Below are 24,163 nucleotides of genomic sequence, written 5' to 3'. Positions count from 1 at the left end.
TTAATTACATTAATTAAGGCTAAGCTGTTTTCTCAGCAGCACGAATACTTTGTGCCACAACATGACCATCAAATAAATTAATAGTACGTCTGGCATAATCTGCATGTGCTGGACTATGTGTCACCATAACTATGGTAGTGCCTTCGTCATTAAGCGTTTGCAGCATTTCCATGACCTCTTGACCATGAGCACTATCTAAATTACCGGTTGGCTCATCGGCTAATATCATTTGTTGATCGCCAACCACTGCTCTCGCTACTGCAACACGCTGTTGTTGTCCACCAGATAATTGACTAGGTAAGTGCTTAGCGCGATGGGCAATACCTACCTTATCCATGACCCTCTCAACTTTAGATTTACGAACTGCCGTAGGGATGTTGTGATAAATTAATGCCAACTCAATATTTTCAGCCACGGTTAACTCATCAATTAAATTAAAGTTTTGAAAGATAAAACCAATGCTTTTTTTACGAATTACTGAAAGCTGCTTTTCTGAATACCCAGCAACATTCTCTCCATTGAAAATGTAGTCGCCACTGCTCGGTGAATCCAACATGCCAATAGTATTGAGCAGGGTCGATTTTCCACAACCCGAAGGGCCCATAATGGCGACAAACTCTCCTTTAGCTATATCAATGCTGACATTGTTTAAGGCAGATGTTTCTACGTCATCTGTTTGATATACGCGTGTTAAGTTATTTAGTTTTAGCATGATAAATTCCTAGTGCTCTGCTCGAGCTTTTTAATCTTTGGTTCAATCGTTAAATTTGTATTGTTTTTTTATTAGCTAGTTAAAGTTCAGTCGGTGCATATCTTGGTAACTGCTATAAGGACTAGTCACCACTTGTTCACCTAATTCAAGGCCTTCAATCACTTCAATAAATTGATTATTACGACGGCCTAGGCGTACATTGCGTCTTAGAGCTTCATTATCATCTTGGTTAACAACGAATAACCATTTACCACCGGTATCTTGGAAAAATGCGCCATTAGGGATCAGTGTTGCTTCACTAGCATCACCTAAGGTCAGTTTGATTTGAATGGTTTGGCCACGACGAATACCTTTGGGTTGTGCGGAGACAAACTTAAAGTCCACCTCAAACTGACCGTTTTGAACTTGTGGGTAGATCTTTGAAATTTGTAAATCATAATTTTCGTATTTAGCATGCTGACCAAGATCAACTCTGCCTAAATAGAACTCATCAATAAACGCCGTTAATTTGAAATTGTTAGGTGTATCTATTTGCCCTAATCGTTCACCTCGACCAATGCTTTGTCCTACTTCAATGTCAAATCCTGACAGCTTGCCATTAACTGGTACACGAACATTCATGTTATCTAGGTTTTGACGTGATATTGCTAAGTTACTTTCAAGTCTCTGACTGGTATCTTTTAAAAATACTAACTGTGCTTTTTGCATGCGTGTATCTGATTGTTGGCTTTCTAAAGTCAACGATAGACGTGCTTGATACCATGAAAGCGTATCAGATGTATCATCATATTGAGATTGCATAATCGCGCCTGTAGGTAAAAGATCCTTTTCGCGTTTTAAAGTTCGCGTTAAGATTTTTATTTGATGTTTGATGTCGATGATATTGCTTTTATGTTTTAAACGGTTTTGCTCTAAGTTCAGTTCAATCGTGCGCATGTTATTAAGTTGTTCGGCAACTCTAGCTTCATTACCTAAAACATTTAGTTGTAATGAAGCATTTGATAACTCAACAATCAAATCACCCGCTTTTAAAGTGGTGCCATCCTCAACTAATATTTTTTCAACTCTGCCACCTTCAACAGCATCTAGAAATACAGTTTTTGCTGGTGTGACTCTTGCTCGTATAGGAATAAAGTCTTCAAAAACACCTGTTGTAACAGATGAAATTACAATTTTATTACTATCAACAGATAAAGCTTTTCCACTTGGTTTAGAAACCACGCTATAAGCAATAACTGTCACACATATCGCTATAAATAAAACAGTAAACCACTTTTTTAATGGTTTAGATATGTTTGTAACCTTACGGTCCATACCTGAACCGTTTACCGCAGGTGTTTCAGGAGTTACTTTAAGATGTGATGCGTGTTTCATATTTATTTCTCAATAATACATAAAATCATTTAGTAGATTTGTATTTTTATAATTCAAAGACAACTTAGTTATAACAAAAACAATGCCAATTTTTAATTCGTTGTTTATAAGTCTGTTTTTGTAATAAGTTAAATTTACTTTTAAAACAACTGTACGTTAATGAACACTTGGTGTACGTTAATGAACAATAAAAAATATGAAATGATGTGTGTAAAAGGATAAAAGTGTGAAAGCAGCTGGGCGAATATTAATAGTAGATGACGATGAAGATATATTGTCTGCAGGAAAGTTATTATTAAAAAGAAAATTTACGCATGTCAATACGTGTAATGTACCAGAACATATTCCTACCTTTTTATCAGGCCAAACGTTTGATGCAATTTTATTAGATATGAATTTTGGACCAGGTGAAAGTTCAGGAGATCAAGGCTTTTATTGGTTAAAGAAAATATTAGAAATAAACCCACAAAGTGTGATCATTATGATCACAGCTCATGGCGGTGTTGATGTTGCAGTTGATGCGATGAAATTAGGCGCAACAGATTTTATTGCCAAACCTTGGGATAACGAAAAAGTCATTGCTACCATTTCAAGTGCTGTCCTATTAGGTAAATCACGCTCAGAAGCACAAACTCTACGTGAAACAAATAAAGTATTAGTTGAAGCTGCTAATTCGGTGGGTAAACAGACTATCATTGGTCACTCACCGGCAATGCAACAAATACATTCTTTGATCCAGCGCTGTGCACCGACCGATGCCAATGTCTTAATATTAGGAGAAAATGGCACAGGGAAAGAATTAATTGCGCGAGAAATTCATAATCAAAGTTTGCGTAGTCGGCATGTATTTATGTCTGTTGATTTAGGTGCTATTTCAGAAACGTTGTTTGAAAGTGAGTTATTTGGACATAAAAAAGGGTCATTTACCGGGGCACAACAGGATAGAGTCGGGCGCTTAAAAGCCGCAGACGGCGGTACCTTATTTTTAGATGAAATTGGCAATTTACCACTGCATTTACAAGCAAAGCTATTAACTGTACTTGAGCAACGAAAAGTCACACCATTAGGTGCAAACGAAGCTGTACCCTTTAATGTGAGAGTTGTTAGTGCCACAAATATTGATAAACAAATGCTCAAACAGGAAACAAAATTTAGGCAAGACTTATTATTTCGCTTGAATACTGTTGAAATCGATTTACCGCCATTGCGACAAAGAGTCAGTGATATTGCATCTATCGCACATTATTATATTGAATCCTATTGTAAAAAATACAATAAACAACCAAAACTGATGACTGCCGAGGCTTTAAAATCAATAGAAGCTTACACTTGGCCAGGAAATATTAGAGAGTTACGTCATACCATTGAACGCGCTATTATTCTAAGCCAATCAGAACAGTTAGATTTTCAACTTGAAGCGATCGCTTCTTCTAACAATGATGTAAACGTAGAAGACAGTAATCAAGGGGAACTTCCTGATGATTTAAATTTAGAAAACATAGAAAAAAATGCAATTTCAAAAGCGCTTAAAAAACATGGTTTTAATATCAGTCATACAGCTAAAGAGCTTGGGTTAACACGCGCAGCATTATATCGCAGGATGGAAAAACATGGGCTTTAAAAAATTTTCATATTTGATAATCATACGCACAATATTTGTTATTACCTCTGTGGTGATCTTGACTCAAATTATTATGAGTCCGGGCTATCACGCAGCCACTGTATTAATGAGTTTGGTGCTAGGTTTTCAGTTTTACGAAATGATCCGCTTTGTATCAAAAACCAATGAAGAATTAACACGATTTTTTGAAGCTGCCCGTTATGCTGACTTTTCACAACGTTTTGATGCAAAACAATTAGGTTCAGGCTTTGGTGAATTATCTAATACATTTCAGGATATTTTGAATCGTTTACAGGAAGTTAGAACTTCTCAAGAACAAGAACTCAAACATATAAAAGCAGTCATTGAGCATGTGCCGGTACCGCTATTAAGCATTCATAATGACGGTCAAGTATCGGTTTGGAATAATAGTGCCAGACATTTATTTGGTACACATGTTATTAACCATGTTAGAGATTTTGCACAATTTGATGAAAGTTTCCCAGCAAAATTAAAAGCGTTTACTGTAGGTGAACGTCAGTTACTGAATTTAGAAATAGATGGTGTTGAACATAGGTTAAGTATCGCAGCAACTCAGATCATTACAGCAGGACAAAAAGAAGTATTGCTTAGTATGCAAGATATTCAAAGTGAACTAGACACAGCACAATTAGAAGCTTGGCAAGATTTAGTTAGTGTATTAACACATGAAATTATGAATAGTATTACACCAGTTGCATCTTTAGCTAAAACAGCTGTCGATATTGTGGGTGATATGCAGAATAAAATACAAAATCAACCTGAGCTAAGTGAAGACTTAGAAGATGTGCATGGTGCTGTACAAACTGTAGCAAGAAGAAGTAACGATTTAATGACCTTTGTAAGTAGTTACAGGCGGCTAACTAGGCTACCTACACCTAATAAAAAACTTATTAAGATTGTTCCATTGTTTGAACAAGTCGAAAAGATTGCTACACAAAGCTGGGAAACTAAAAATATTAAGTTAATTTTCAGGGTTTTACCCATCGAATTAGATGTGTTTATTGATCGAGAAATGATAGAACAAGTTCTAATTAATTTATTAAAAAATGCAGAGCAAGCATTTGAAAGTAACATTGATGCATGTGTAGCGTTAACTGCTAGTTTAAATTTACGCGGTAGAGTGGTTATTGAGGTGTCTGATAATGGCTGTGGTGTACCAGAAAAACTGGCATCTCAAATATTCGTGCCTTATTTTACAACTAAAAAGGAAGGTTCAGGCATAGGGTTAGCGCTTACAAGGCAAGTTATGATCGCCCATGGAGGCAATATTGTACTTAAAAAGTCAGATAAACAAGGTGCTATATTTAGCTTAACTTTTTAAGTAAAAAAAGAGCATACTCTAAATCGGTATGCCCTTAATTTTATTATAAATATGGAATGAAATACAGATTAACACCCGCCGTCTGCACCACTAGAACCGCCATCAAAACCTGAGCAAGTATTACTTGATGATGAATTTGATGTGACACTTGATGCGATAATTATTGGGGTAGTATCACTGTTTTTAGATGCTTTGGATGAAGTATTCGTATTCCTAGTCTTTTTTAAAGTACTCAGAAAACATAAGAAACATAGTGCAATGATCCCGATTGGATAAGACCATACTTGAGTTGTGAAAGCGCCATATAAAGCAAACAAAACGATTATTAACAGTAATATTCTGAATCCGATTTTCATATTAAATCTCCATTAAAGACCTGAACTTGTGAAATGAGTATTTGTATTACAACTTCACTCACAATAAGATAGGTAATGTTCCTAATTAATACATTACCTATTTATATTTAATTGTCAAATTACCGATATTCTACTTTTAAAAGGTTAAATCACTATGTTTAGTCATAAAACCCCATTGGTCATAGCTGGAATATTCTCTGCTATAGGTGCTTTGCTACACCTTGCTACCATAATCGGTGGGCCTGATTTTTATCGTTTTATGGGAGCAGGAGAGGGCATGGCCCAAATGGCTGAAGATGGGTTGGCTTATCCCACTATTGTGACTTCAATTATCGCTTTAATTTTATTTACTTGGTCAGCGTACGCTTTTTCAGGTGCAGGTGTGATAAAACGTTTACCATTATTAAAAACTGGTTTGGTTTTGATTTCATCATTTCTAATGATAAGAGCAATATTTGGTATTATTCTTATGTTTATAAACATTGAGCATGTTTACCTTAATGAGCTTCAAGCAAGACCTACTTTTATGGTAGTTACATCATTGATTTGTCTGATATTTAGTTTGTTATTTATTACGGGAACATACAAACAATGGCTATCAATATCTGAAAATAAAATTAGGTAATGACGCTCATACTATGAAAATAAAACTGACATTATCTCAATATGTTAAACGTAGAAACAGCGTTCCTTTAGGTGGTTCAGGCTCATTTAGTGAATTCTGGAAATATTGGAATCAGATATGGGGGTATTACCTATCGCGTTATATTTTTTCACCATTAAATGCGCGTTTTTATACTACAGTTGCAGTTATTTTGACTTTTATTACGAGTGGACTATTGCATGATTTTGCTGCATCTTTAATTAAGATGAAGCTCATATTTGTTACTACCCCTTGGTTGTATTAATGGGCTTCACTGTTGTAATGTCAGAACGACTCAATATTTCATATGGTCACTTTAATTGGTTTTATAGGGCTGTTATTAATGTATTTATTATTGTTATAAATTTTTTTTGGCATTATTTTTAAAAGCACTGCTATGAAAACCAGTGGCTACTATTTAATATTATATAAATAGTAGCCACTGTTTTAAATCGCGTTTATAAATGGGCTTCAGATACACGTTTCTTGTTAAAATGGTCAACTATCACATTTACGCCTAACCATATAAAACCAATAATAAAACTCAAAGTCGCAAAATCTAGATATCTAAAGTTGCCATGGATCTCATATTGATTATTAAAATCTGCTCCTTTTAAAGTAGGTATTACAATATCTATTACCCAAGCGCTCAATAGAATAATGGAAAGCGATAAAAATAACATCCACCCAAATTTAATAATAAAACTAAAAGTGACATTCTGAACAGGTGCTTTATTATTGAGTGCTAACGGGTCTACATGAAATACAGACGCTAAGGCTTTATGTGTTTCTAATGAACTATTACCTGTTTTCTCAACTCTCTGAATTGTTCTGATACTCAGTCCAGAAATTGCGGCTAGTTCATCTTGGCTCCAACAATGTTTTTCTCTTAGGTTTTTTATTTTTTTTGCATTTAGTTTCATGATGTTGCTCATAATTTTTCCTTGTTTATTAATTTATTTGAATAGGATAATAAACAAAGCGGGCAAATTTGATACTGACATTAAGGCGACACTAACATGACACGAGTGTGTCATGTTAGTGACATTCACATATTAGCTATAAATTTTATCAAGTTTAAGTATTAATACTTAAAAATGAATTTTATAAAACAGCAATTTTGTTCAATATTTAAAAATCCACCTTGAGTATATTCAAAGTACAAAAATGAATAGTAACTCAATCATGACAATCATCATTTCAATGTTTATATTTGCGTTGATAGGCGCTATTTCGCCAGGTCCAGTTAATATTATTGCAGCGGGTTCAGGGGCCTGCTTTGGCTTTAAAAAAACTTTACCACATGTAATGGGAGCAAGTTTTGCTTATACATAAATCGTTTTATTTGTTGGTCTTGGGTTAAATAAATGGATAAGTTTATATCCCCAGTTTATGGATATACTGCAATATGTCGGTGCTGCATTTTTACTTTATATGGCTTATAAAATTGCAACAACAAAACCAAATCAAGTTAATGAAGCAAAACAGAGCGAGCAGGCGCCTTTATTTATTGAAGGCTCACTTGCACAGGTTTTAAATCCAAAAGCTTGGTTGGTATCTATGTCAGGGATCAGCCTTTTTGTGAGTTCTCAAAAACAACCTTCTCTTTATTTATTAATTTTTTGCCTGATTTCATTTTTGGTTTGCATAATTGGCATATCAACTTGGGCTGCAATGGGGCATAGTATTAGTCGTTTATTATCAACACAAAAACGACAACTTAATTTTAATATATTTATGGGTCTGCTTTTAAGCGGTACAGTTGTTTCAATTATATTAAATTAAATATAGAGGGAGTTATGAAACAAGATAAAAGTATGTTTTTTAAAAGAAATGAAACACTGCCTTTTATTGAAATGCGTCAAGCTAATTTATCTTCGGCTTGTTATCATAGTCATTCTTATGATTATTTACCTTTCTCGGATATTTTAAATTCTTCAAATATTGCATACCAGCAATTTAGTCCAAGAATCAGGCTTAAGTCGATTTCATTTGATACGAAGCTTCAAACAAACTTATGGTTTATCCCCCCATGCTTATCAATTAGATAAGCGTATAAAAAAAGCTAAAAACTTATTAAAATCTGGCCATTCAATTATTGAAACATCCCATTTATTAGGCTTTGCTGATCAAAGTCATTTGCAACGAAATTTCAAAAAAAGATAGGCTGTTACCCCTGAGCAATATCAAGGTTTTTTATATGAATAGGGAAATATGCTAAATCAAATATTTCCCTCATCATGTATGATCATATTGAATAAAAACGATTAAAGTAACTTTAACATAGCCTTGGCTTCTTCTTGTTCTGGGTGAATTTTAATTAAATTTTGTAATGTACTTTTCGCTTTCTGTGTATTGCCAAGGTCTTTAAACCCTTTGGCCATAGTTAAGCTTAATTTTGGATGGTCAAAATAAAGAGAACCAAGCTCCATTAAGGATAAAGACATTAACTTATCACTATCATTTTTAGCCGACTTTAAGCTATAAAAACCATACATAGCTAGTAACTGAGGTTGATAACCGGTTGATGATTTTTTGTATTCATCTGCTGCTTTTTCATTTGAGTTAATTATTTGAGCAATGAGTTCATAGGTTCTTTCATCATCCCAAGGGGTACGCTTTGCTAATATGATGCCAAGAGATTGAACTAAGGCTTCTGCTACTTTGACTGTTGATGCAGGATTTTGACCGGTAAATAAACGCGTATCACTGGCTAAATGCGCTAGCATCATAGGACTGTTTTGAAATTTCGCACCTCTTTGTTTTAATTTAGTCTCTAATAAAAAGTCAAACTCTTTAGACCATTTTTTACCAAACAAAGCTTCCTCTTCATTAGTAAAGCTATTAACTATTTTATTCGCTACTAAATATTCACCATTTGATAATTTAACATCTACTAATGCAGCTGGGCCATGACAAACAGCACCAATTGAACCATTATTTTGATAAACATCTGCAATTAAACTCTGTAAATTACGATCAAAAGGTAAATCAAACATCGCACCTTTTCCGCCAACAACAAATATAGCAGCATAATCTGAACTATTAACTTGGGATAGTTTTAATGAGCTACTCAGCTTTTCAACAGCGTATTTATCATTGAGAAAATCTTGATTATATGGCTTGTCAGCATCATATTTATCAGCTTCTATATTGCCACCTTTTGGCGATGCAATATCTATTTCTAGACCGTTATTTTTGAAAATAGAATAAGTTTGAGAAAACTCGTCAAATTCAAAACCCGGTTTTGTTTCTCCTTTATCTACACCATAACTGCTGAGTACAATAAGTACTTTAGGAGCGGCATTTACAAAAAAGCTATAAAAGCACATTATTAAGGGGATAACGCATGATAAAACATATTTTAAATTCATATTAAATTCCTCATTTATTTGGGACTTGTGGTGTCTAATACCAATTGGTATAAAAGCATAAAGTAAGCGTTTCATTGTGAAAATAATGTGAAAACGGTATTCATTTTTCGTAATTAATTCTGATTAACTGCTTGAATCAGTTTATCAATTAAGGGTAGATTCGGTAATTCAGAAGAAGCACCTATTCCGGTCTTAATTGAAATCATGGGCCAATGGATAAATATTAAAAGTCAAAAAGGCCAGTTAGAACGAAATTGGTTAGCCCAACAACAAAAACTGTTAGAGACCGAAAAAATAGCTTTATCAAAAACCTTACATCAAGCAAAACTCAGTAAAAGCGATGTTGATGACAAAAGGCTTGCTTTAATAAAGCGTAAGACATCATCTTGATAATCTCTTAATCGTTCCAACAATGCTCTAGATTTTGTTCGTGTGAGAGACCATTTTTTGCGTTATTAAGCATGGATCATTTAATACACGACGAACATGGAATAACATATTCAATGACAGATGGGTATGACTGTTATAAAAACGCATTGGCGGAGCGAGTAAATGGGATCCTGAAGAACGAATATTTACTAATAAAACCCAAGGACTTGGAAGAGGCTAAAAGAATGGTGAAGCAATCTATCAACATCTATAATCAACAAAGGCCACATTCGGCCTTAGGATACAAAACGCCCGATAAAGTTCATCGAGCGCTTTCATTTTTAAAGTGTAAACCCATGCTGGGATGGGTCAATCTTTAAATTTACTTTTCTTCAGGTAAGGTCACATTTAATTCTAAGACTGCTAAATCATCTGCATTTTGTTCAAGTTGTACTGAAACTTGATCTGAAGATATTTCAACATATTTACGGATCACTTCTAAAATATCTTTTTTTAGTTGTGGTAAATAATCTGGTGTACCACGTTGCGATCTTTCATGCGCAACAATAATTTGCAATCGTTCTTTAGCTAAAGAAGCCGTTTTAACTTTTGGTGAGCGGAAATAGCTTAATAATGACATTTTAACCTCCAAAGATTCTTTTTAGTAATCCTTTCTTACGTACTTGTAAGAATCGATAATCAATATCTTCACCTAGTAATCTATCAATCGCATCTTGGTATGCTTTACCGGCATCAGATTCAGTATCTAAAATTACAGGTTGACCAGAGTTTGAGGCACTCAATACTGATGGCGATTCAGGAATAACCCCTAATAAGTCTATCGCTAAAATATCGTGTACATCTTCAACAGATAACATTTCACCTTTTTCAACGCGCTCAGGATTATAACGTGTTAATAATAAGTGTTCTTTAACGCTATCTAAGCCTTCTTCTGCACGTTTAGATTTACTATGTAAAATGCCTAAAATACGATCTGAATCACGTACTGAAGATACTTCTGGGTTAGTTGTTACTATTGCTTCATCAGCGAAATAAAGCGCCATCATAGCACCAGCTTCAATACCTGCTGGAGAATCACATATTACAAAGTCAAATTCTTGCTTTAATTCGTTTAATACGCGTTCAACGCCATCTTTGGTTAAAGCGTCTTTGTCCCGGGTTTGAGATGCTGGTAAAATAGATAACTTTTCAACTCGTTTATCTTTAATAAGTGCTTGATTAAGGTTAGCTTCACCATTAATCACATTTACAAAATCATATACAACACGGCGTTCGCACCCCATAATTAAATCAAGATTTCTTAAGCCAATATCAAAATCCACTATAACGGTTTTATAACCTTTGAGTGCTAAACCGGTACCGATAGCAGCACTAGATGTTGTTTTACCAACACCACCTTTTCCTGATGTAACAACAATCACTTTTGACATGATATTTATCCTTTAACCAATGCTGTAATTTCTAACGAATTGTTTTTGTAATTTATAGCTGCTGACTTGCTCCATAATTCTCCTTGAAGAGAATCACTGATCCAATAATTGCCATCAATTGATACAAGTTCGGCCTCTAACCTTTGACAAAATATTGCGGCATCCGTATTACCTTTTGCGCCAGCGATTGCGCGGCCTCGTAAAGCACCATAAATATGAATATTCCCATCAGCTATCACTTCAGCACCGTGACTAACGGCACCTAAAATAATTAAATCTCGATCTTTAGCATAAACTTGCTGACCAGACCTTACTGTTGAGTTAATAACTTGAGCAGGTAAATAGATTTCTCTTTCAACAATTGACGTATTGAGCGCTGAATTTGCAGGTGCTTTAGCTTGAGGTTTGACATCTTGAGAGTAGCTTAAAACTGATAACATACTTTCTTTAGCTAATATATTTTGCGCATCACTGCCATTACAAACACCAACCGGATTAAGTTGTAATCCAGTTAAGATTTGTTTGAGGTCATTAAAGTCAACTTTTTGTTCTGAAATAGACTTTAGATTGATCACTATGGGAGCACCATAAAAGAATTTAGGTGCTTGTGATATTTTCCCATCAAGTTGCTTGCTTAAAGCTTGTAAGTCATTTTTATACAAGTTTAAAACAGATAACGTGAAAAGATTCCCTTTAAGTTCAAAAATTTGTTCCGACATAGGCGCTTTTTAATTATTCTTTATCAGCGTTCTGATTGCAAAACGCCTCACTTTCTTGTTATGACATGTTATAATGCACGCCACCGTTAAGCAAGTTCTATAGGCACCAAATGTTATCTGCTATATATAAAAGCACACGTAAAGTTGACACATATCTTTTTGTTGAAAAGAGAGATGATTTTTCAAAGGTACCAGAATCGTTATTAAATACTTTTGGTAAGCCTGTTTTTGTTATGTTAATCAATATAGGTAATCGTGAAAATTTAGCGGGCGCAGATATCAAAAAAGTAAAACAAAACTTAGCTGAGCAAGGTTATTACTTACAAATTCCACCACCAACCGTAAACTTGTTAGAAAAATTTAGAAATGAAAATGGGGCGAACGATTTAACTAATTAAATTAAATAGTTAATAGAATCTATTATGAATAAAAGTTTAATTGAGTCTCAATTTTGGCTGCATAAATCCCTTGAGCAAATGAACAATGAACAATGGGAAGCGATTTGTGATGGTTGTGGAAAGTGCTGTCTAAATAGTTTTATAGATAGTGATGATGAAGATGATTTTGAGTCGACTGACTCTCTCAGAGAAGGAGAGGAGTTAATCTTTACCAATATTGTTTGCCAATATCTAGATACAAAATCTTGTTACTGTACTGAATATGAAAAAAGGACACAATATGTGCCCTCATGCGTTCAATTAACAAAAGAAAATGTGAAAGATATATTTTTCATGCCTCAAAGTTGTAGTTATAGACGGCTTTATGAAGGAAGAGGTTTAGCAAGTTGGCATCCATTGCTCAATAATGGCAGCAAACAAGCGATGCATGATGCCAATATCAGCGTGGTAGGTAAAGTTGTAAAAGATAACGAAGTTGCTTTAGAAGATTTCGAAGATTACATATCTGATTGGCCGAAGCACGATAGTGATTAGTTTTAACATAAGAAATTTATAAAAAAGAGATTTATATGAAAAAAGATGGATTCGCTTGTTTAGGTTTATTTAACCCTAAAAGCCCAAGCAATGTCGGTGCTGTGATGAGAGCGGCAGGATGTTATGGCGCTAACTCGGTATTTTATACTGGCAATAGATATGAACATGCTAAAAAGTTTGTCACCGATACAAAAAAAGTACATCAAGATATTCCTTTAATTGGCGCAGAAGACTTAAAAAAAGTAATTCCATTAGGCGCAACACCTGTGGCAATAGAGCTAATTGAGGGTGCTAAACCTTTAACAGCTTATACTCACCCAAAAAGTGCTTTTTACATTTTTGGACCTGAAGATGGTTCATTAAATAAAGAAGTACTGTCTTGGTGTGAAGATGTTATCTATATACCGACTCAAGGTTGCATGAATCTTGCGGCTACCGTAAATGTTGTTTTATACGATCGTATGGCTAAGTCAGATAACATCGCTCTAGGAGATGATATTATTCGAGGCAGTCGAGATAACAATAACAAGGTGAAAATTTAGTTAAAAGAATCTCTTTAATCACGCTAGAATAAGCTCCAAAATAAAAGGAGCTTATTTATGCCATTTCGTATGTGCCTTACTGCAATTCTCATTTTATGTTCTGGATATGGCGGTGGCTCAGAAAGCCCCCCTGTAGAAATAAATTAAAAAAAGATAGCAAACGGATTCTATCTTGAGAAAAACAATAGTAATAATGCTTTAATTGTTTCAGATTCCATTGCCATGGCATATTCTCGCTTAGAGGCGATATATGACCTGTCTAAAGTCATTTCAATTTATTCCAACTCTAAAACTGATGCAGTTCATAAAGATAGCGCATCAGATACATGGATCCCAGTAATAGGTTCGTTTAATGACTATCAATACCAATATCAATGTAAAAATACACAAGATGCTGGTAGTACTTGCATAAATGCTTTAAAAAAACTTAACTTCAAACTTGATCAAAGCCGAACAGCCCAAAGACCTGCAAATTCAACATTAAATCAAACATATAAAATTAATGATAGGGTATTAGAGTTTAATGGAACACATGAACAATTTACGTTGAACTTTGATAATGGCAGCTTTTTATCTCGCTCGTTTACATCTCAAGTAACGAGTTGGGGCAGCTATCATTTAATATCTAATACACAAAGTGATAGGGCAATAGTCACGTTTTATACATTAGCCAATAAAAGTTATTTTGACCTGTTAATTTACACCGAAAGTGAAAGCTATAAATTTGTAGGCATAAAAATTTAATTAACATCTATGAGGGAATTTATTTCTTTAACAGAGCGTAGCGAAAACCCCGGGGGCTTGCCCCCGTGCTGGATAGTGTAGACTGAGCTTACATCAGTCTGTAGTATCCACTACATGGAACTTCAAAGAAATTCTCATCATGTCTTCAGACTAATGTATCACTTTGTGTGGATACCTAAGTATCGACGTAAAGTTTTTTCTGAGCCTTACCGTGAAGCGATGAAAATTATAACTAAAAAAATGGCTATGACTACGATATAGATATAGTCGAATTGGAAATACCTGAAGACCATATTCATATGATGGTAAGAAGTGAGCCAAAGATGTCACCAAGTCAGATAATGCAGGTGATAAAAAGTATTTCAGCCAGAGAGTTTTTCAAATTATAGCCAGATATCAAAAAACGTTATTCCTGGGGAGGTAAACTTTGGACTCAGAGTTATTTCGTTGAAACAATTGGAAATGCAACGGAAGGTACAATTCGAAAATATGTGCAAAACCAATTGGTTGAACTTGATAAAAAAGAAGCTCACAGAAATTAGTTAGGACTCTTTTAAACTCGGTCGCTTGCGGGCGATTCTTTTATATATAGCGAGCCCTACAATACGTATTTAATGGGTAATCATTATAGAGCCGGTTTTTTGAAAATGAAATAGAACAAAACTCAAAAACGGGTAACGGTGATATAGATTGGTGCTTGTATAGATATAGGCAGTTAGTTAAAAATGCATTTGCAAGACAGAAGCACTTCCGTGCTAAAGGGACAAGATATGGGACAAGATATGATAAATTGAAGTTACAGTTTGAAAGTATGCTAGTACTAGTGTGTGCAATGATTTGGCTGCCAATGTGAAAGATCAACAGCCCCTTCTCTTGTTATTATTTACTAAAACCAAAGCGCTACCAAAAAAGCACCTAACGCAGATAAAACATCAAAAGATACACGGTTAAGTGCATCTATACTGTTACTACTTAAGATAGAAAAAGGTTCAGCATAGTTAAGCCCAAATGCTGCAGTATTAAAAATTAAAATAACCCAAGATAAGAGTATTAATAAAGTTAGTTTACTGTTCAATAACTGCTGTAAAGGGGGTTTACATAAAGTAACCATTGGGGTCGTCAGGCTGTAAATAAATTTATTAGGTGCTTTTATCTGTAAATAAATTTTTAATTTTATTTTTTGGTTTTTACCTTTCTTTGCCTTATTTTAGTTGATACAAGTTCAGAGCTATATTCAAACAAAGACCAACAAATTATGCTCGCACTCAAAGCAATGTAAAATGATCGGCTAACAAATACACCTTCTAACCAGTGTGATGAACCTGACGATTCAAACTGACTCATGCTGGCTGTATTAGCAAATAGGTCGAGCCAAAATAAAACATCATATAATTGTGTATTTAAAATGCTGCTACCGCAAGAATAGGAGAGCCTGTCATACTCGTTAAAATATAAAGGTGTTAAATATTGCATAGCTCACCTGTTTTGTTCAATTCAAAAAAGTATCTGTCTAGTAAACTAACTTCAACCAGATGTGCATCGGGAGTCGGTTTTGACTCGGCATAAATTCGAAATGTAGGTTTACCGAATCGTAAGGTTTTACTTAAAACATGCCTGCTTTTAATATCTGTATCGGTGTTTTCAGGTAATACAGATGTGCTCCATACTTTATTATCTAATGGTTTAATAAGACCTTGCACATTGTCATTATCTATTACACAACCTTTATTAACTAATACCACGTGATGACAAAGGTTTTCAATATCTGACACAATATGCGTTAATAACTCTTCTATTTGCTTGGTATACTCAGGCTTGGATAAACACCAAATTCTTGAGGCAAATAGCCAAGTACCTTTCTAATGTCCTGTTGATTTTTTTAAAATATCAATGCCATCAAAGATGATTTGCCCTGAATCGCTTGTTTGTAATCTTGCAAGTGTGCGCATATTTTATAACTCAAGAACTAAAGATATGCTCACATTAAATAAGTTTAATAGATCGGACTATTACATAATGATTAACAACCCAAATTTAATGATGAAATGTAATAAAGCATGGTTTTTATGTGATAAGTGACTTTCATCATTAAAACAGTTACTTTTATCATTCTATAGATGACAAATAGTTTCTATTAAAGACAAAATTAGCAATCAATACTGTAAATGGTGCAATAAAGCGTGTTAAAAATTAAAGAGTTATTCATAAGAGACTTTTAAAGGTACTTACCATTATTGTCAGTTATTTTATTAGAAGCGCATATTTGGTTTTTAATAAATGGTACGCAGGCAAGATTAGAGCATCTTTTAGTATCATTTAAGGTTGTTTTTGAATGTTTACCACTGCTAGTTGGGCATTGTATTGCAAGTAATCAATCTCATATTAAAGCTATACTGACCTGGCTTACCTGCTTTATCCTTTATCCTTTATCCTTTATCCTTTATCATTAATTGTTTTAAACGGACAAAATGCAGTTTTTGAATTGTGGTCCTACTTTAATTTAGATGTTTGGTTTATCACTATGGCAGCCAGTTTATTATGGTTTATCCAACACACCATGAAGCAAGGCCAAAAAAATAAATTTATAACCTTTTTTTCAGGATTATTTTCGCCATATAACTACCAATTTATGTTTGTTGTATTTGCAGTCAGTACACCAATAATTTTAGCTTTTGAGCGACAAAAGCAAGATGCTAAGATGCCATGATGAAAATGCAAACTCTGATGCAAAAGCCACAAGATATGCAAGCCTGGTTTGAAAGTAAAAAAATAAAATTTGAATCGTTAAAGGATGACTGAAAAATTATGATATATATAGGCTGGTTTTCAATCGTATTAGCTTTTTTAGCCTTAGCGCCTAGCTTAGTTCCAGGTGCTTTGTCTTTATTGGCTTTTTACCTTTCTTTAGTTTCATTAATCATCTCCATCACAACTATTAAATCTTTTGGCATTATTTACTTCAAGAGAACTTCAATAATCGTTGGTTTTGGCATGTTAGTCATTAATGATTATCTGAGAATCTATGGCTCATTGCCTCAATCTACATGGGTCGAAAAAATGAGTCTGTATGGTCTATATCTGATTATTTGTTCAATAGGACTATTGAGTGTAAAAAGACATGGCAAAGTAAGTAACTTAAAAGAGTGAACTAATGGAAGTAATTTATAAAAAGGTCCCCCCAAGCGATAGCCATCTTTATCGTGCTTTAAGATTAGAAAGTTTAAAACATAACCCTGAAGCTTTTGAAACCAGTTATCAAGAATCTATAAATAATCCTCAGTTACATTTTGAAAAAATAATAAAAGAAAACTACCCAAATAAATTTGTAATGGGTGCCTATGTCGAAAATCAACTTATAGGGATGTGTGCATTTGTTGATTATAACAATCACGATGCAATTGGTTCAGGTACTTTAATCCAGATGTATGTTACTACAAAATTTAGAGGTTTAAATATAAGCCAATCTTTAATTTTGGCTATCAAATCTGAGGTTATGGAAATTAAACATATACATGCCATTTTACTCGAAGTTAAAATATCTAATTCAATAGCAGTTAATACTTATATTAAAAATGGCTTTATTAATTATGAAAAACATACCCATGTTCAAGACTTTTTAATGATCACTCAATTGAAATAGCTTTCTATATTTATTCGCATTAATAATTTGAAATATAAAAATTATGGGTGTAATAAAGTCCATCTTGTTTTTTTATTGAATTATTGAATTATTGAATTATTGAATTATTTAATTATTTAATTATTTAATTATATATAGTAAAACATCGTAATAAACTTAGCTTAAAACATAAGGATAAAATGTTTAAGTTTAAACAAATAAATTTAATTAACTGTGTATTTTACAACCTTATATTTATACAAACATTATTATTTAGTTTTTATAGTGATGCAGAAAATAACAACCAACTGAATAAAATTGTGATCCCACTTAATAATTGGGCGAGTCAACGGGTATTGTCTAAATCAATTGGTCAACTCTACGAAAACCTAGGTTTTGACGTGTCTTATCAAGATATTAAAGTTAAAAATCAATGGGGTGCTTTAAAAAGAGGCCTAATCCATATGCAAATAGAAGTGTGGGAACCTTCTATGGGCGAAGTATTTAATGAATATGTTGCAAAACAACATATTTTAGATATGGGAAGTCATGACGCAAAAGTAAGAGAAGAGTGGTGGTATCCTCAATATGTATAAAACCTGTGTCCTGGGTTACCCCAGTGGCAAGCATTAAATGAATGCGCTGAAATATTCAGTCAAGCAGGTTCAAATAAAAAAGGGGTTTATAACTCAGGGCCTTGGCTTTATAACGATGCCGATATCATAAGAGCGTTAAACTTAAACTTCGTAATTAAAGAATTACCAGATGATAAAGCACTTATTTCACAGCTAAAAACTTCAGCAAAAATGATGAACCCTATTTTGTTATTAAACTGGTCACCAAACTGGACAGATACTCGTTTAAAAGGGAAGTTTATTGAGTTTCCTGAATTTTCACCTGAATTTTCACCTGAATGTGAAACTGTGCCTGAATAGGGATTAAACACAAAGCATGTGAAAGATTGTGGCAATAAAAAAAATGCATGGTTAAAAAAAGCTGCTTGGCCTGGTTTAGCAACATATAATCAATTCGCTTTTGATTTACTTAAAAATATAAATCTAAACTCTAAAATGATCTCTGAAGCTTCGGCTTTAGTTGTAGTAGATAGACTAACAGAAGCCCAAGCTGCTGTGGCTTGGTTGAATATGTTTCAGCAACAAGTAGATACTTGGTTGCAAGGAGTATGTTCTAATTCAAGGAAATAAAAACAATAATCTTTTAAAAGTATAAATTTAAAGAAAAAATTAATTAAATAGATCTATACTGATCTTTATAATGTGTATATAAAATGCCTATTCATCCATAGAATATAAATCATTAATAACACAAAGCTGTAGAGGTCAAATATGATACATGGATCTTGTTTGTGTAAAGAAGTCACTTTTACAATAAATGGTAACTTACATTCAGGGCGATATTGCCACTGTGATAATTGTCGAAAGTTCTCAGGAACATCGCCAGCGGCTTGGGCTATGGCACAATCCGCTGATGTGGTGATCTGTAGTGCAAATAATTGTGTATCAAAATTCAACTCGGGTAGGGGACAAAGATGTTTTTGTAGTCATTGTGGTTCACCGCTTTGGTTTGAATCATTAGAGTATCCAGATACGATTGCAATACCACTAGGTGTACTAGATCACGGTTATATTCCACCATTAAGAATGCATATATGGACACAATCACGGCCAACTTGGTGTGCTATTCATGATGAATTACCACAGCATAAAACATATCCATAACTTTCAAACAAATTAAAATCCGTAGCTTGCTCCAATGACGATAGCATTATTTGTATCATCAGCTTGATTTCTAAATTCTAAATAAGGTTGAAAACCAGATCTTGTCCAAGTAACTCTCAGTTCGTGGTCCATGGTATCGCTATGGGTAAAAAATACATTGTTATAACTAAATGAAAACTTTGATTCTTTGCCAGTATAACTCACTCTCTTATCTAATCGATAACCTGTTTTATTATCAGTATCTGTAGCATCTATCCTTGCTCATGTTCTATTGCTAATAGATATACCTGAATTAAAGTTATAACCTATTTCTGCTAAAGGGCGATACTGTAATGCATTGCCATCATGCAATAAGTGATGATAACCAAAAGCAACCGAAAGATTATCATTTACATTTATATACTGTTCCATGTCTAAAGTGATATATGGTGAGCTTGCTAATGAATCACCTTCCTCAGTCTTTTTGAGTTCACCCGTTTGAATTGCATCAAACTCAGTTAGAATAGTTAAACCACCTAAAGCATTATCAAATGTATGACCTGCTTCCAATGTTGATGTCGCACTTGAGCCATGCAGCAAGCAATCATGGAGTTGCAAATTACCTGTAACATAAGTGAAGTCGGCAAGTACACTTGTAGAACAAAATTAAATAAAAGCAACTGTCCTTTCATTGCTTTAACTTTATAGAAAGTGCAGGATAAATGAATAAACTGAATGAAGCGTTGTTATATCGCCATAGTGGAAACTATTGGTTTTAAAGCGTGTTACCAATTGTTATTTGGCTGTAATTACCAACCAAAATTAGCGGTAGCTATTTTGATTGGTAATTACAAAATATAAAAGATTTGTTTGTTAAGCCTTGAATAATTTTAAGTTGATTGTTAAAAAATTAATTTTAGATAAACTTTTGTCTCTGTAACATGTTCTCAAGTTGGGCCATGCCAGCGGGCACATCAACTTTGATACCTAAATCTTTAAAGGTTGAACCAAAAGCATGGATTGTTCTAAACAGGTTATGTTCACGGCATTGCTCACCCATTTGGCCAATACGAACAATAGGAGGACCAAAAGAACCCGCTATTTCTACGCGGTAGTTTTTAGATATGTGTTCACAAACTGTTTTAGATTCTAATTGCTCAGGCAAACGGATACCTATAACAGAGTTAAGCCTATTTTTACCGTCAATATATAAGTCTAAACCTAAGCTTTCGACTGCACTTTGTAGTGCTGTTGAGCAAGTTAAATGTCTTTGAAATCTTTTTTCTAATGTTTCATTACATATCAAACGCATGGCTTCATGCAATGCAAGTAAACCAGAAACTGGCGCGGTATAATGATATGAGTCTTGATGCCAAAAGTTAGAAGCTAGCATGGCATCTAAAGTCCATTGGGGAATTTGAATGACGCGGTTGCTGATACGCTGCCAAGCGCGATCAGAAAATGCAACTAAAGATACACCAGGAATAGAACTTAAACCTTTTTGACCGCCAGTGATGACCGCATCAATATGCCAGTCATCCATTTTCAAAGGCATAGTACTTAATGTACACACCGCATCGACTATTAAATAACAATTATATTCTTTTGCTAATTTGCCAATTTCAGCTAATTCATGATTGTAAGTGGTATTAGAAGTTTCACCTTGTACTATGGTGATAACTTCTGGAGAATGCTCTTCAATTAACTTTCTAATTTCAATTGGATCAGCACTTTGACCTTCAATAATAGATGCTTGCTCAACTTCAGCACCAGCTCTTTGCGCCATTTGTGCCAATCTATTGGAGAAGAAGCCATTGCAGATACTTAGCACTTTGGTATTTTTCCAAACTAAGTTTGCAACAGCCATTTCCATGGCAGCAGAGCCAGGGCCAGCAACACCGACAATCCATGGGGAATTAGTTTGAAAAATATAACCCGCCATAGATTTTACTTGATGAATTATCTTCCCCATGGTTTCACCTAAATGATTGATCACAATACCATTGGCGTTGGCAACGGCTTGTGGAATAGGAACAGGTCCAGCTCCCATCATTAATAATGGTTCTTCTGGTAAAATGTGATCTAAGGTATCTATTTTGGGAACTGCTATTTTCATGTTTCTTAGCTTAAGTATTTATTAAAGGTGATTGTTAAAAATCCTAACATAATGTGGTGCAACAGGTAATTCATTATTTAGAATAAATATAAAATTTTTTCAGTTAAATATAATATCTAAAATATTATGATGTAAAATATTTACTGTGTTGATAAATAAGGATTTAATTGTAAGTTTAAACAATATTTTTTATATTATTCTTACTTAAGTAATCCAAATAAAATGCATATTTATTTAGCAAAACATAAATTTTAAAATATATTCAATTTTGTTAACTAATATTTAGAAAATCTTGCCAACTTACCCAGTCTTTTTTATATTTTCTTTTAGGTGTGCTGGGCAGTTTGCTATCTAATAATTTATATCTCGTGTAATAATCACTTGCACAACTAAACTTAAATTTTTTAGTTGCGCATTTTGCAGATAAATAGTTGGCATATAAATTTTTCGCCGGATCTTGAGTACCTAAAAAATCATACCAACTTGTCCATTGCTCTTTATATGCCAACTCAGGAGACGATGGCAGCCTTAAATCAACCGCTTTACGAATAACAGAATATTCAATTGAGCTTTTAATTTTAAGTCTATTAGCTGCTAGCTTAGCCTTAGAATAAGTTTGATAAGCTGAGCAACCATTTAAATTTAAGTAATCTTCCCAACTAATCCAATCTTCTTTAAATTTCTCATTAGGTGCGACAGACAGTGCTTTATCTTTTACTTTACACGTGAGCTTGTAATCTTTTATTGAATTAAACTTTAAAAAATGTGCTACGGATTTAGCTTTATCAAAGTCTTGATAAAGTCTGCTTGTATTTGGTTGCGTTCCTAAAAAGTCATACCAACTTATCCATTGGCTCTTATAAAATTTCTGCGGGTTTGAGGGTAATGCGCTATCACAAGAAGGGCGTCTACAGTGATAATCAATAGAACTTGTGAAATTATGATTTAAGGCAAATTGTTTTGCCAATTCAAGAGTCGGATAAAATTGATTTTCCATGACAACCTCGCAAGCTAAATTAGAAACATAGCTAAACTAAATCATCATGGTGTTTAATAAAAATAAAATCTATTACAAACAGTATAACCAAAAGCTATGGCTTTGCAGCTAGGCATTAGCCACCTTATGTATTTCATCTAATAAATGTTTAGATGTTTGTGATAATTGTTGATCGGTTAAATGTAACGCTTGTAAATTAAAATGTAGCGGTGGAGATAAAGGCGCAATTGATGTTTGTTCACATAAATTACCTTTAGCAGTATATTCATCAATTATACATACCCCCATCTCTTGTGCTACCAGCCTAGCGGCAATAAAGTATGTTTGAACTTGAATATTACATTTCATTTCAATATCTTGATCTGAAATGCGGTTAAATACGATATCACCAAGTGGGCCGCTATCCCAAATACCAATAATGTCTTGATTAATGAGCTCCTCTACATTCATCGATTGTGGCTGTTCAGGAAAAAACTGATTTGGATAAACAACCATTAACTGAGACTCCAAAACCAATTGCTGTGTTATGCCAGGCAGTGGGTGAGGAGAAAACATTAAAGCAAAATCTATTTTTCTTTCAAGCAATGCTTGTTGAACTTGTTCATTGTGCATAGTTTGAATATTAATATTCACATCAGGATGTGTTTTTTTAAATTCAGCCACCGCTTTTGGCACTAAATCAAACCCTAGAGCTGGGGCCAACCCTATATTGATGTTACCAGTTTTACTTTTTTTAATATTTTCAGCTATATTTCGCACTGAACGGATTTGTTTATATACCTTGTCTACTTCATTAAACAACATGTTCGCTTCAGCTGTTGGAATTAACCTACCTTTAACACGTTGAAATAAATCAAAGCCCAGTTGCATTTCAGCATGAGCCAACACCTTACTCACTGATGGCTGTGAGACATGAAGGAATTGGGCTGCGTTTGTTATGGAGCCAGTCATATAAACAGCATGAAAAATCTCAATATGTCTCAATCTCATATTATTACCTTTAGTGTGTTGTTTTGAGCATTCATATCAACCGAATAAAAATTGAGCGCATCATATGTTATCGATCCTGTCATATGTATCGAATTAAAACCCTCAATATGTCTAAGTCGCATTTAATTCCTCTAGTATTTGTTATTTTTTGTTTTTATTTATCTATAAAACAATTTAATTGTTGCCATACTTACAATAGTGAAATCACTTTCGATTAGATTTTAATTATCAATTTCAGAAGTTGTAAATAACATTAGAAACAAATTCTCATCAATTACCGCTTATAACTAATAAGCTTATGTATCCTGACATTGGTCTCATATAGTTTAACTGTTTTGATTGTGTAAATTACAATAAATTACTATCGTTAAATAGAACTTAACAATTAATTAATCAATTGTATTTTCTTTAAAATGTTAAAAGGTATAACCAAAGGTTATAGTCTTGTTATTAAGTGTCAATTGTTTAATTCACCATTTTTATTCATGGTTATAGAGACAAGCTATTTATCTTATTGGGCAGTTGGAAATAGTTTGAGTATAGC

At 33.8% G+C, this 24,163-nt stretch carries 37 protein-coding genes and 3 pseudogenes; 24 read left to right on the top strand and 16 right to left on the bottom strand.

Annotated elements, in window-relative coordinates; all coding sequences use genetic code 11:
* Positions 1-19: 19 nt before the first annotated feature.
* Together PSA_RS23560 and PSA_RS23555 are read right to left on the bottom strand one after the other, a co-directional pair.
* A complete protein-coding gene (locus PSA_RS23560; protein ID WP_042149325.1) occupies positions 20-712 on the bottom strand; it encodes an ABC transporter ATP-binding protein in 693 nt (230 codons plus the stop codon).
* 75 nt (positions 713-787) lie between these two features.
* On the bottom strand, positions 788-2,086 hold the full coding sequence (locus PSA_RS23555) for an efflux RND transporter periplasmic adaptor subunit (RefSeq protein ID WP_042149320.1): 1,299 nt from the start codon (positions 2,084-2,086) through the stop codon (positions 788-790).
* 226 nt (positions 2,087-2,312) lie between these two features.
* On the opposite strand from PSA_RS23555, the gene PSA_RS23550 reads away from it, so the two are divergent.
* Both PSA_RS23550 and PSA_RS23545 read left to right on the top strand, forming a co-directional pair.
* Positions 2,313-3,707: a sigma-54 dependent transcriptional regulator gene (locus tag PSA_RS23550; RefSeq protein ID WP_042149317.1), complete on the top strand. Its 1,395-nt coding sequence runs from the start codon at positions 2,313-2,315 to the stop codon at positions 3,705-3,707.
* Complete coding sequence (locus PSA_RS23545; RefSeq protein WP_042149315.1) at positions 3,697-5,049, top strand: PAS domain-containing sensor histidine kinase; 1,353 nt, start codon at positions 3,697-3,699, stop codon at positions 5,047-5,049. The genes PSA_RS23550 and PSA_RS23545 overlap by 11 nt, the downstream gene beginning before the upstream one ends.
* A gap of 68 nt (positions 5,050-5,117) precedes the next feature.
* On the opposite strand, the gene PSA_RS23540 is transcribed toward PSA_RS23545, so the two are convergent.
* Positions 5,118-5,405 carry a hypothetical protein gene (locus PSA_RS23540; protein ID WP_042149312.1) on the bottom strand — a complete coding sequence of 96 codons (288 nt, stop codon included), beginning with the start codon at positions 5,403-5,405 and terminating at the stop codon, positions 5,118-5,120.
* Positions 5,406-5,559: 154 nt separating this feature from the next.
* Here PSA_RS23540 and PSA_RS23535 point away from each other — a divergent pair, with 154 nt between their 5' ends.
* Together PSA_RS23535 and PSA_RS23530 are read left to right on the top strand one after the other, a co-directional pair.
* A complete protein-coding gene (locus tag PSA_RS23535) occupies positions 5,560-6,030 on the top strand; it encodes a hypothetical protein (protein ID WP_042149309.1) in 471 nt (156 codons plus the stop codon).
* A gap of 13 nt (positions 6,031-6,043) precedes the next feature.
* Positions 6,044-6,313 carry an MBOAT family O-acyltransferase gene (locus PSA_RS23530; RefSeq protein WP_052380146.1) on the top strand — a complete coding sequence of 90 codons (270 nt, stop codon included), beginning with the start codon at positions 6,044-6,046 and terminating at the stop codon, positions 6,311-6,313.
* A gap of 193 nt (positions 6,314-6,506) precedes the next feature.
* Here the strand turns inward: PSA_RS23530 and PSA_RS23525 are convergent, their stop codons facing one another.
* Positions 6,507-6,983 carry a helix-turn-helix domain-containing protein gene (locus PSA_RS23525; protein WP_042149307.1) on the bottom strand — a complete coding sequence of 159 codons (477 nt, stop codon included), beginning with the start codon at positions 6,981-6,983 and terminating at the stop codon, positions 6,507-6,509.
* A 232-nt stretch (positions 6,984-7,215) separates the two neighbouring features.
* Here PSA_RS23525 and PSA_RS26685 point away from each other — a divergent pair, with 232 nt between their 5' ends.
* Genes PSA_RS26685 through PSA_RS26680 form a run of 4 tightly spaced genes read left to right on the top strand, consistent with a single transcriptional unit; the run spans position 7,216 to position 8,214 of the window.
* The gene (locus PSA_RS26685) at positions 7,216-7,383 is read left to right on the top strand and encodes a hypothetical protein (RefSeq protein WP_231665504.1); all 168 of its coding nucleotides are present in this window, start codon (positions 7,216-7,218) and stop codon (positions 7,381-7,383) included.
* On the top strand, positions 7,384-7,833 hold the full coding sequence (locus PSA_RS23520) for a LysE family translocator (protein WP_269432888.1): 450 nt from the start codon (positions 7,384-7,386) through the stop codon (positions 7,831-7,833).
* A 14-nt stretch (positions 7,834-7,847) separates the two neighbouring features.
* Positions 7,848-8,099, top strand: a complete 252-nt coding sequence (locus tag PSA_RS23515) for a hypothetical protein (protein WP_059365065.1) — start codon at positions 7,848-7,850, stop codon at positions 8,097-8,099.
* Entirely contained in the window at positions 7,993-8,214 is a 222-nt protein-coding gene (locus PSA_RS26680; protein WP_042149305.1) for a helix-turn-helix transcriptional regulator, read from the top strand. The genes PSA_RS23515 and PSA_RS26680 overlap by 107 nt, the downstream gene beginning before the upstream one ends.
* 101 nt (positions 8,215-8,315) lie before the next feature.
* Here PSA_RS26680 and PSA_RS23510 read toward each other — a convergent pair whose 3' ends face one another.
* A complete protein-coding gene (locus PSA_RS23510; protein WP_042149303.1) occupies positions 8,316-9,422 on the bottom strand; it encodes a type 1 glutamine amidotransferase domain-containing protein in 1,107 nt (368 codons plus the stop codon).
* A 204-nt stretch (positions 9,423-9,626) separates the two neighbouring features.
* Here PSA_RS23510 and PSA_RS23505 point away from each other — a divergent pair, with 204 nt between their 5' ends.
* Positions 9,627-9,812: a hypothetical protein gene (locus tag PSA_RS23505; protein WP_042149301.1), complete on the top strand. Its 186-nt coding sequence runs from the start codon at positions 9,627-9,629 to the stop codon at positions 9,810-9,812.
* Positions 9,813-9,904: 92 nt separating this feature from the next.
* A pseudogene (locus tag PSA_RS23500) lies at positions 9,905-10,171 on the top strand (integrase core domain-containing protein); the annotation flags it as partial.
* 2 nt (positions 10,172-10,173) lie between these two features.
* Here PSA_RS23500 and minE read toward each other — a convergent pair.
* Genes minE through minC form a run of 3 tightly spaced genes read right to left on the bottom strand, consistent with a single transcriptional unit; the run spans position 10,174 to position 11,961 of the window.
* Complete coding sequence (gene minE / locus PSA_RS23495) at positions 10,174-10,431, bottom strand: cell division topological specificity factor MinE (RefSeq protein ID WP_042149299.1); 258 nt, start codon at positions 10,429-10,431, stop codon at positions 10,174-10,176.
* A gap of 1 nt (position 10,432) precedes the next feature.
* Positions 10,433-11,242 (bottom strand): septum site-determining protein MinD, encoded by an 810-nt coding sequence (minD, locus tag PSA_RS23490; RefSeq protein WP_042149297.1) that lies wholly within the window; start codon positions 11,240-11,242, stop codon positions 10,433-10,435.
* A gap of 5 nt (positions 11,243-11,247) precedes the next feature.
* Positions 11,248-11,961, bottom strand: a complete 714-nt coding sequence (gene minC / locus PSA_RS23485; protein ID WP_042149295.1) for a septum site-determining protein MinC — start codon at positions 11,959-11,961, stop codon at positions 11,248-11,250.
* A 110-nt stretch (positions 11,962-12,071) separates the two neighbouring features.
* Between minC and PSA_RS23480 the strand changes: the two genes are divergently transcribed.
* The 7 genes and pseudogenes from PSA_RS23480 to PSA_RS26670 form a co-directional block, all read left to right on the top strand.
* Positions 12,072-12,359 (top strand): YcgL domain-containing protein, encoded by a 288-nt coding sequence (locus PSA_RS23480; protein ID WP_042149292.1) that lies wholly within the window; start codon positions 12,072-12,074, stop codon positions 12,357-12,359.
* Positions 12,360-12,383: 24 nt separating this feature from the next.
* Positions 12,384-12,893, top strand: coding sequence for a YcgN family cysteine cluster protein (locus PSA_RS23475; RefSeq protein ID WP_371257869.1), 510 nt, complete (start codon positions 12,384-12,386; stop codon positions 12,891-12,893).
* Positions 12,894-12,928: 35 nt separating this feature from the next.
* Positions 12,929-13,435, top strand: coding sequence for an RNA methyltransferase (locus PSA_RS23470; RefSeq protein WP_082305888.1), 507 nt, complete (start codon positions 12,929-12,931; stop codon positions 13,433-13,435).
* Positions 13,436-13,657: 222 nt separating this feature from the next.
* Entirely contained in the window at positions 13,658-14,179 is a 522-nt protein-coding gene (locus tag PSA_RS23465) for a hypothetical protein (protein WP_042149287.1), read from the top strand.
* A gap of 114 nt (positions 14,180-14,293) precedes the next feature.
* Complete coding sequence (locus PSA_RS27405; RefSeq protein WP_371257868.1) at positions 14,294-14,440, top strand: transposase; 147 nt, start codon at positions 14,294-14,296, stop codon at positions 14,438-14,440.
* Positions 14,441-14,478: 38 nt separating this feature from the next.
* Positions 14,479-14,721: pseudogene (gene tnpA, locus PSA_RS27400) on the top strand (IS200/IS605 family transposase).
* 140 nt (positions 14,722-14,861) lie between these two features.
* A pseudogene (locus PSA_RS26670) lies at positions 14,862-15,032 on the top strand (IS5/IS1182 family transposase); the annotation flags it as partial.
* A 33-nt stretch (positions 15,033-15,065) separates the two neighbouring features.
* Here PSA_RS26670 and PSA_RS23460 read toward each other — a convergent pair.
* The 3 genes from PSA_RS23460 to PSA_RS23450 form a co-directional block, all read right to left on the bottom strand.
* Positions 15,066-15,254: a hypothetical protein gene (locus tag PSA_RS23460; protein ID WP_127924185.1), complete on the bottom strand. Its 189-nt coding sequence runs from the start codon at positions 15,252-15,254 to the stop codon at positions 15,066-15,068.
* 98 nt (positions 15,255-15,352) lie between these two features.
* Positions 15,353-15,652 carry a hypothetical protein gene (locus PSA_RS23455; protein ID WP_042149245.1) on the bottom strand — a complete coding sequence of 100 codons (300 nt, stop codon included), beginning with the start codon at positions 15,650-15,652 and terminating at the stop codon, positions 15,353-15,355.
* Positions 15,640-15,951: a hypothetical protein gene (locus tag PSA_RS23450; protein WP_052380144.1), complete on the bottom strand. Its 312-nt coding sequence runs from the start codon at positions 15,949-15,951 to the stop codon at positions 15,640-15,642. The genes PSA_RS23455 and PSA_RS23450 overlap by 13 nt, the downstream gene beginning before the upstream one ends.
* Positions 15,952-16,700: 749 nt before the next feature.
* Between PSA_RS23450 and PSA_RS23445 the strand changes: the two genes are divergently transcribed.
* The 7 genes from PSA_RS23445 (at position 16,701) to PSA_RS23420 (ending at position 19,537) form a co-directional block, all read left to right on the top strand.
* The gene (locus PSA_RS23445) at positions 16,701-16,886 is read left to right on the top strand and encodes a hypothetical protein (RefSeq protein WP_042149244.1); all 186 of its coding nucleotides are present in this window, start codon (positions 16,701-16,703) and stop codon (positions 16,884-16,886) included.
* A 98-nt stretch (positions 16,887-16,984) separates the two neighbouring features.
* On the top strand, positions 16,985-17,326 hold the full coding sequence (locus PSA_RS23440; protein WP_052380143.1) for a hypothetical protein: 342 nt from the start codon (positions 16,985-16,987) through the stop codon (positions 17,324-17,326).
* 4 nt (positions 17,327-17,330) lie between these two features.
* Positions 17,331-17,819 carry a GNAT family N-acetyltransferase gene (locus PSA_RS23435; RefSeq protein ID WP_042149242.1) on the top strand — a complete coding sequence of 163 codons (489 nt, stop codon included), beginning with the start codon at positions 17,331-17,333 and terminating at the stop codon, positions 17,817-17,819.
* Positions 17,820-17,998: 179 nt separating this feature from the next.
* The gene (locus PSA_RS23430) at positions 17,999-18,394 is read left to right on the top strand and encodes a glycine betaine ABC transporter substrate-binding protein (RefSeq protein WP_052380142.1); all 396 of its coding nucleotides are present in this window, start codon (positions 17,999-18,001) and stop codon (positions 18,392-18,394) included.
* Positions 18,395-18,607: 213 nt separating this feature from the next.
* The gene (locus PSA_RS26975; RefSeq protein ID WP_269432874.1) at positions 18,608-18,733 is read left to right on the top strand and encodes a hypothetical protein; all 126 of its coding nucleotides are present in this window, start codon (positions 18,608-18,610) and stop codon (positions 18,731-18,733) included.
* A gap of 18 nt (positions 18,734-18,751) precedes the next feature.
* On the top strand, positions 18,752-19,003 hold the full coding sequence (locus tag PSA_RS23425; protein ID WP_052380141.1) for a hypothetical protein: 252 nt from the start codon (positions 18,752-18,754) through the stop codon (positions 19,001-19,003).
* Positions 19,004-19,144: 141 nt separating this feature from the next.
* Entirely contained in the window at positions 19,145-19,537 is a 393-nt protein-coding gene (locus tag PSA_RS23420) for a GFA family protein (protein WP_082305887.1), read from the top strand.
* A 12-nt stretch (positions 19,538-19,549) separates the two neighbouring features.
* On the opposite strand, the gene PSA_RS26085 is transcribed toward PSA_RS23420, so the two are convergent.
* The 5 genes from PSA_RS26085 to PSA_RS23400 form a co-directional block, all read right to left on the bottom strand.
* Positions 19,550-19,741 carry a hypothetical protein gene (locus tag PSA_RS26085; RefSeq protein WP_197276870.1) on the bottom strand — a complete coding sequence of 64 codons (192 nt, stop codon included), beginning with the start codon at positions 19,739-19,741 and terminating at the stop codon, positions 19,550-19,552.
* A gap of 57 nt (positions 19,742-19,798) precedes the next feature.
* Complete coding sequence (locus PSA_RS26080; RefSeq protein WP_197276869.1) at positions 19,799-20,134, bottom strand: hypothetical protein; 336 nt, start codon at positions 20,132-20,134, stop codon at positions 19,799-19,801.
* A 298-nt stretch (positions 20,135-20,432) separates the two neighbouring features.
* Entirely contained in the window at positions 20,433-21,632 is a 1,200-nt protein-coding gene (locus PSA_RS23410; protein WP_042149239.1) for an alanine--glyoxylate aminotransferase family protein, read from the bottom strand.
* 271 nt (positions 21,633-21,903) lie between these two features.
* Positions 21,904-22,629 (bottom strand): integrase repeat-containing protein, encoded by a 726-nt coding sequence (locus PSA_RS23405; RefSeq protein WP_042149236.1) that lies wholly within the window; start codon positions 22,627-22,629, stop codon positions 21,904-21,906.
* A 108-nt stretch (positions 22,630-22,737) separates the two neighbouring features.
* Positions 22,738-23,619: a LysR family transcriptional regulator gene (locus tag PSA_RS23400; RefSeq protein ID WP_042149234.1), complete on the bottom strand. Its 882-nt coding sequence runs from the start codon at positions 23,617-23,619 to the stop codon at positions 22,738-22,740.
* Between the last annotated feature and the right edge of the window lie 544 nt (positions 23,620-24,163).

Origin of the sequence: Pseudoalteromonas sp. '520P1 No. 423' (assembly GCF_001269985.1) — a bacterium.
GTDB lineage: Bacteria > Pseudomonadota > Gammaproteobacteria > Enterobacterales > Alteromonadaceae > Pseudoalteromonas.
This window is presented reverse-complemented; position numbering and strand designations above follow the sequence as displayed.

Bases quoted from the DNA above. Each gene is read 5' to 3' on its own strand.
- PSA_RS23560 (WP_042149325.1), bottom strand. From the start codon at position 712: ATGCTAAAACTAAATAACTTAACACGCGTATATCAAACAGATGACGTA.
- PSA_RS23555 (WP_042149320.1), bottom strand. From the start codon at position 2,086: ATGAAACACGCATCACATCTTAAAGTAACTCCTGAAACACCTGCGGTA.
- PSA_RS23545 (WP_042149315.1), top strand. From the start codon at position 3,697: ATGGGCTTTAAAAAATTTTCATATTTGATAATCATACGCACAATATTT.
- PSA_RS23540 (WP_042149312.1), bottom strand. From the start codon at position 5,405: ATGAAAATCGGATTCAGAATATTACTGTTAATAATCGTTTTGTTTGCT.
- PSA_RS23535 (WP_042149309.1), top strand. From the start codon at position 5,560: ATGTTTAGTCATAAAACCCCATTGGTCATAGCTGGAATATTCTCTGCT.
- PSA_RS23530 (WP_052380146.1), top strand. From the start codon at position 6,044: ATGAAAATAAAACTGACATTATCTCAATATGTTAAACGTAGAAACAGC.
- PSA_RS23525 (WP_042149307.1), bottom strand. From the start codon at position 6,983: ATGAGCAACATCATGAAACTAAATGCAAAAAAAATAAAAAACCTAAGA.
- PSA_RS26685 (WP_231665504.1), top strand. From the start codon at position 7,216: ATGAATAGTAACTCAATCATGACAATCATCATTTCAATGTTTATATTT.
- PSA_RS23515 (WP_059365065.1), top strand. From the start codon at position 7,848: ATGAAACAAGATAAAAGTATGTTTTTTAAAAGAAATGAAACACTGCCT.
- PSA_RS23510 (WP_042149303.1), bottom strand. From the start codon at position 9,422: ATGAATTTAAAATATGTTTTATCATGCGTTATCCCCTTAATAATGTGC.
- PSA_RS23505 (WP_042149301.1), top strand. From the start codon at position 9,627: ATGGGCCAATGGATAAATATTAAAAGTCAAAAAGGCCAGTTAGAACGA.
- minE (WP_042149299.1), bottom strand. From the start codon at position 10,431: ATGTCATTATTAAGCTATTTCCGCTCACCAAAAGTTAAAACGGCTTCT.
- minD (WP_042149297.1), bottom strand. From the start codon at position 11,242: ATGTCAAAAGTGATTGTTGTTACATCAGGAAAAGGTGGTGTTGGTAAA.
- minC (WP_042149295.1), bottom strand. From the start codon at position 11,961: ATGTCGGAACAAATTTTTGAACTTAAAGGGAATCTTTTCACGTTATCT.
- PSA_RS23480 (WP_042149292.1), top strand. From the start codon at position 12,072: ATGTTATCTGCTATATATAAAAGCACACGTAAAGTTGACACATATCTT.
- PSA_RS23475 (WP_371257869.1), top strand. From the start codon at position 12,384: ATGAATAAAAGTTTAATTGAGTCTCAATTTTGGCTGCATAAATCCCTT.
- PSA_RS23470 (WP_082305888.1), top strand. From the start codon at position 12,929: ATGAAAAAAGATGGATTCGCTTGTTTAGGTTTATTTAACCCTAAAAGC.
- PSA_RS23465 (WP_042149287.1), top strand. From the start codon at position 13,658: ATGGCATATTCTCGCTTAGAGGCGATATATGACCTGTCTAAAGTCATT.
- PSA_RS27405 (WP_371257868.1), top strand. From the start codon at position 14,294: ATGGAACTTCAAAGAAATTCTCATCATGTCTTCAGACTAATGTATCAC.
- PSA_RS23455 (WP_042149245.1), bottom strand. From the start codon at position 15,652: ATGCAATATTTAACACCTTTATATTTTAACGAGTATGACAGGCTCTCC.
- PSA_RS23445 (WP_042149244.1), top strand. From the start codon at position 16,701: ATGGCAGCCAGTTTATTATGGTTTATCCAACACACCATGAAGCAAGGC.
- PSA_RS23440 (WP_052380143.1), top strand. From the start codon at position 16,985: ATGATATATATAGGCTGGTTTTCAATCGTATTAGCTTTTTTAGCCTTA.
- PSA_RS23435 (WP_042149242.1), top strand. From the start codon at position 17,331: ATGGAAGTAATTTATAAAAAGGTCCCCCCAAGCGATAGCCATCTTTAT.
- PSA_RS23430 (WP_052380142.1), top strand. From the start codon at position 17,999: ATGTTTAAGTTTAAACAAATAAATTTAATTAACTGTGTATTTTACAAC.
- PSA_RS26975 (WP_269432874.1), top strand. From the start codon at position 18,608: ATGAACCCTATTTTGTTATTAAACTGGTCACCAAACTGGACAGATACT.
- PSA_RS23420 (WP_082305887.1), top strand. From the start codon at position 19,145: ATGATACATGGATCTTGTTTGTGTAAAGAAGTCACTTTTACAATAAAT.
- PSA_RS23410 (WP_042149239.1), bottom strand. From the start codon at position 21,632: ATGAAAATAGCAGTTCCCAAAATAGATACCTTAGATCACATTTTACCA.
- PSA_RS23405 (WP_042149236.1), bottom strand. From the start codon at position 22,629: ATGGAAAATCAATTTTATCCGACTCTTGAATTGGCAAAACAATTTGCC.
- PSA_RS23400 (WP_042149234.1), bottom strand. From the start codon at position 23,619: ATGAGATTGAGACATATTGAGATTTTTCATGCTGTTTATATGACTGGC.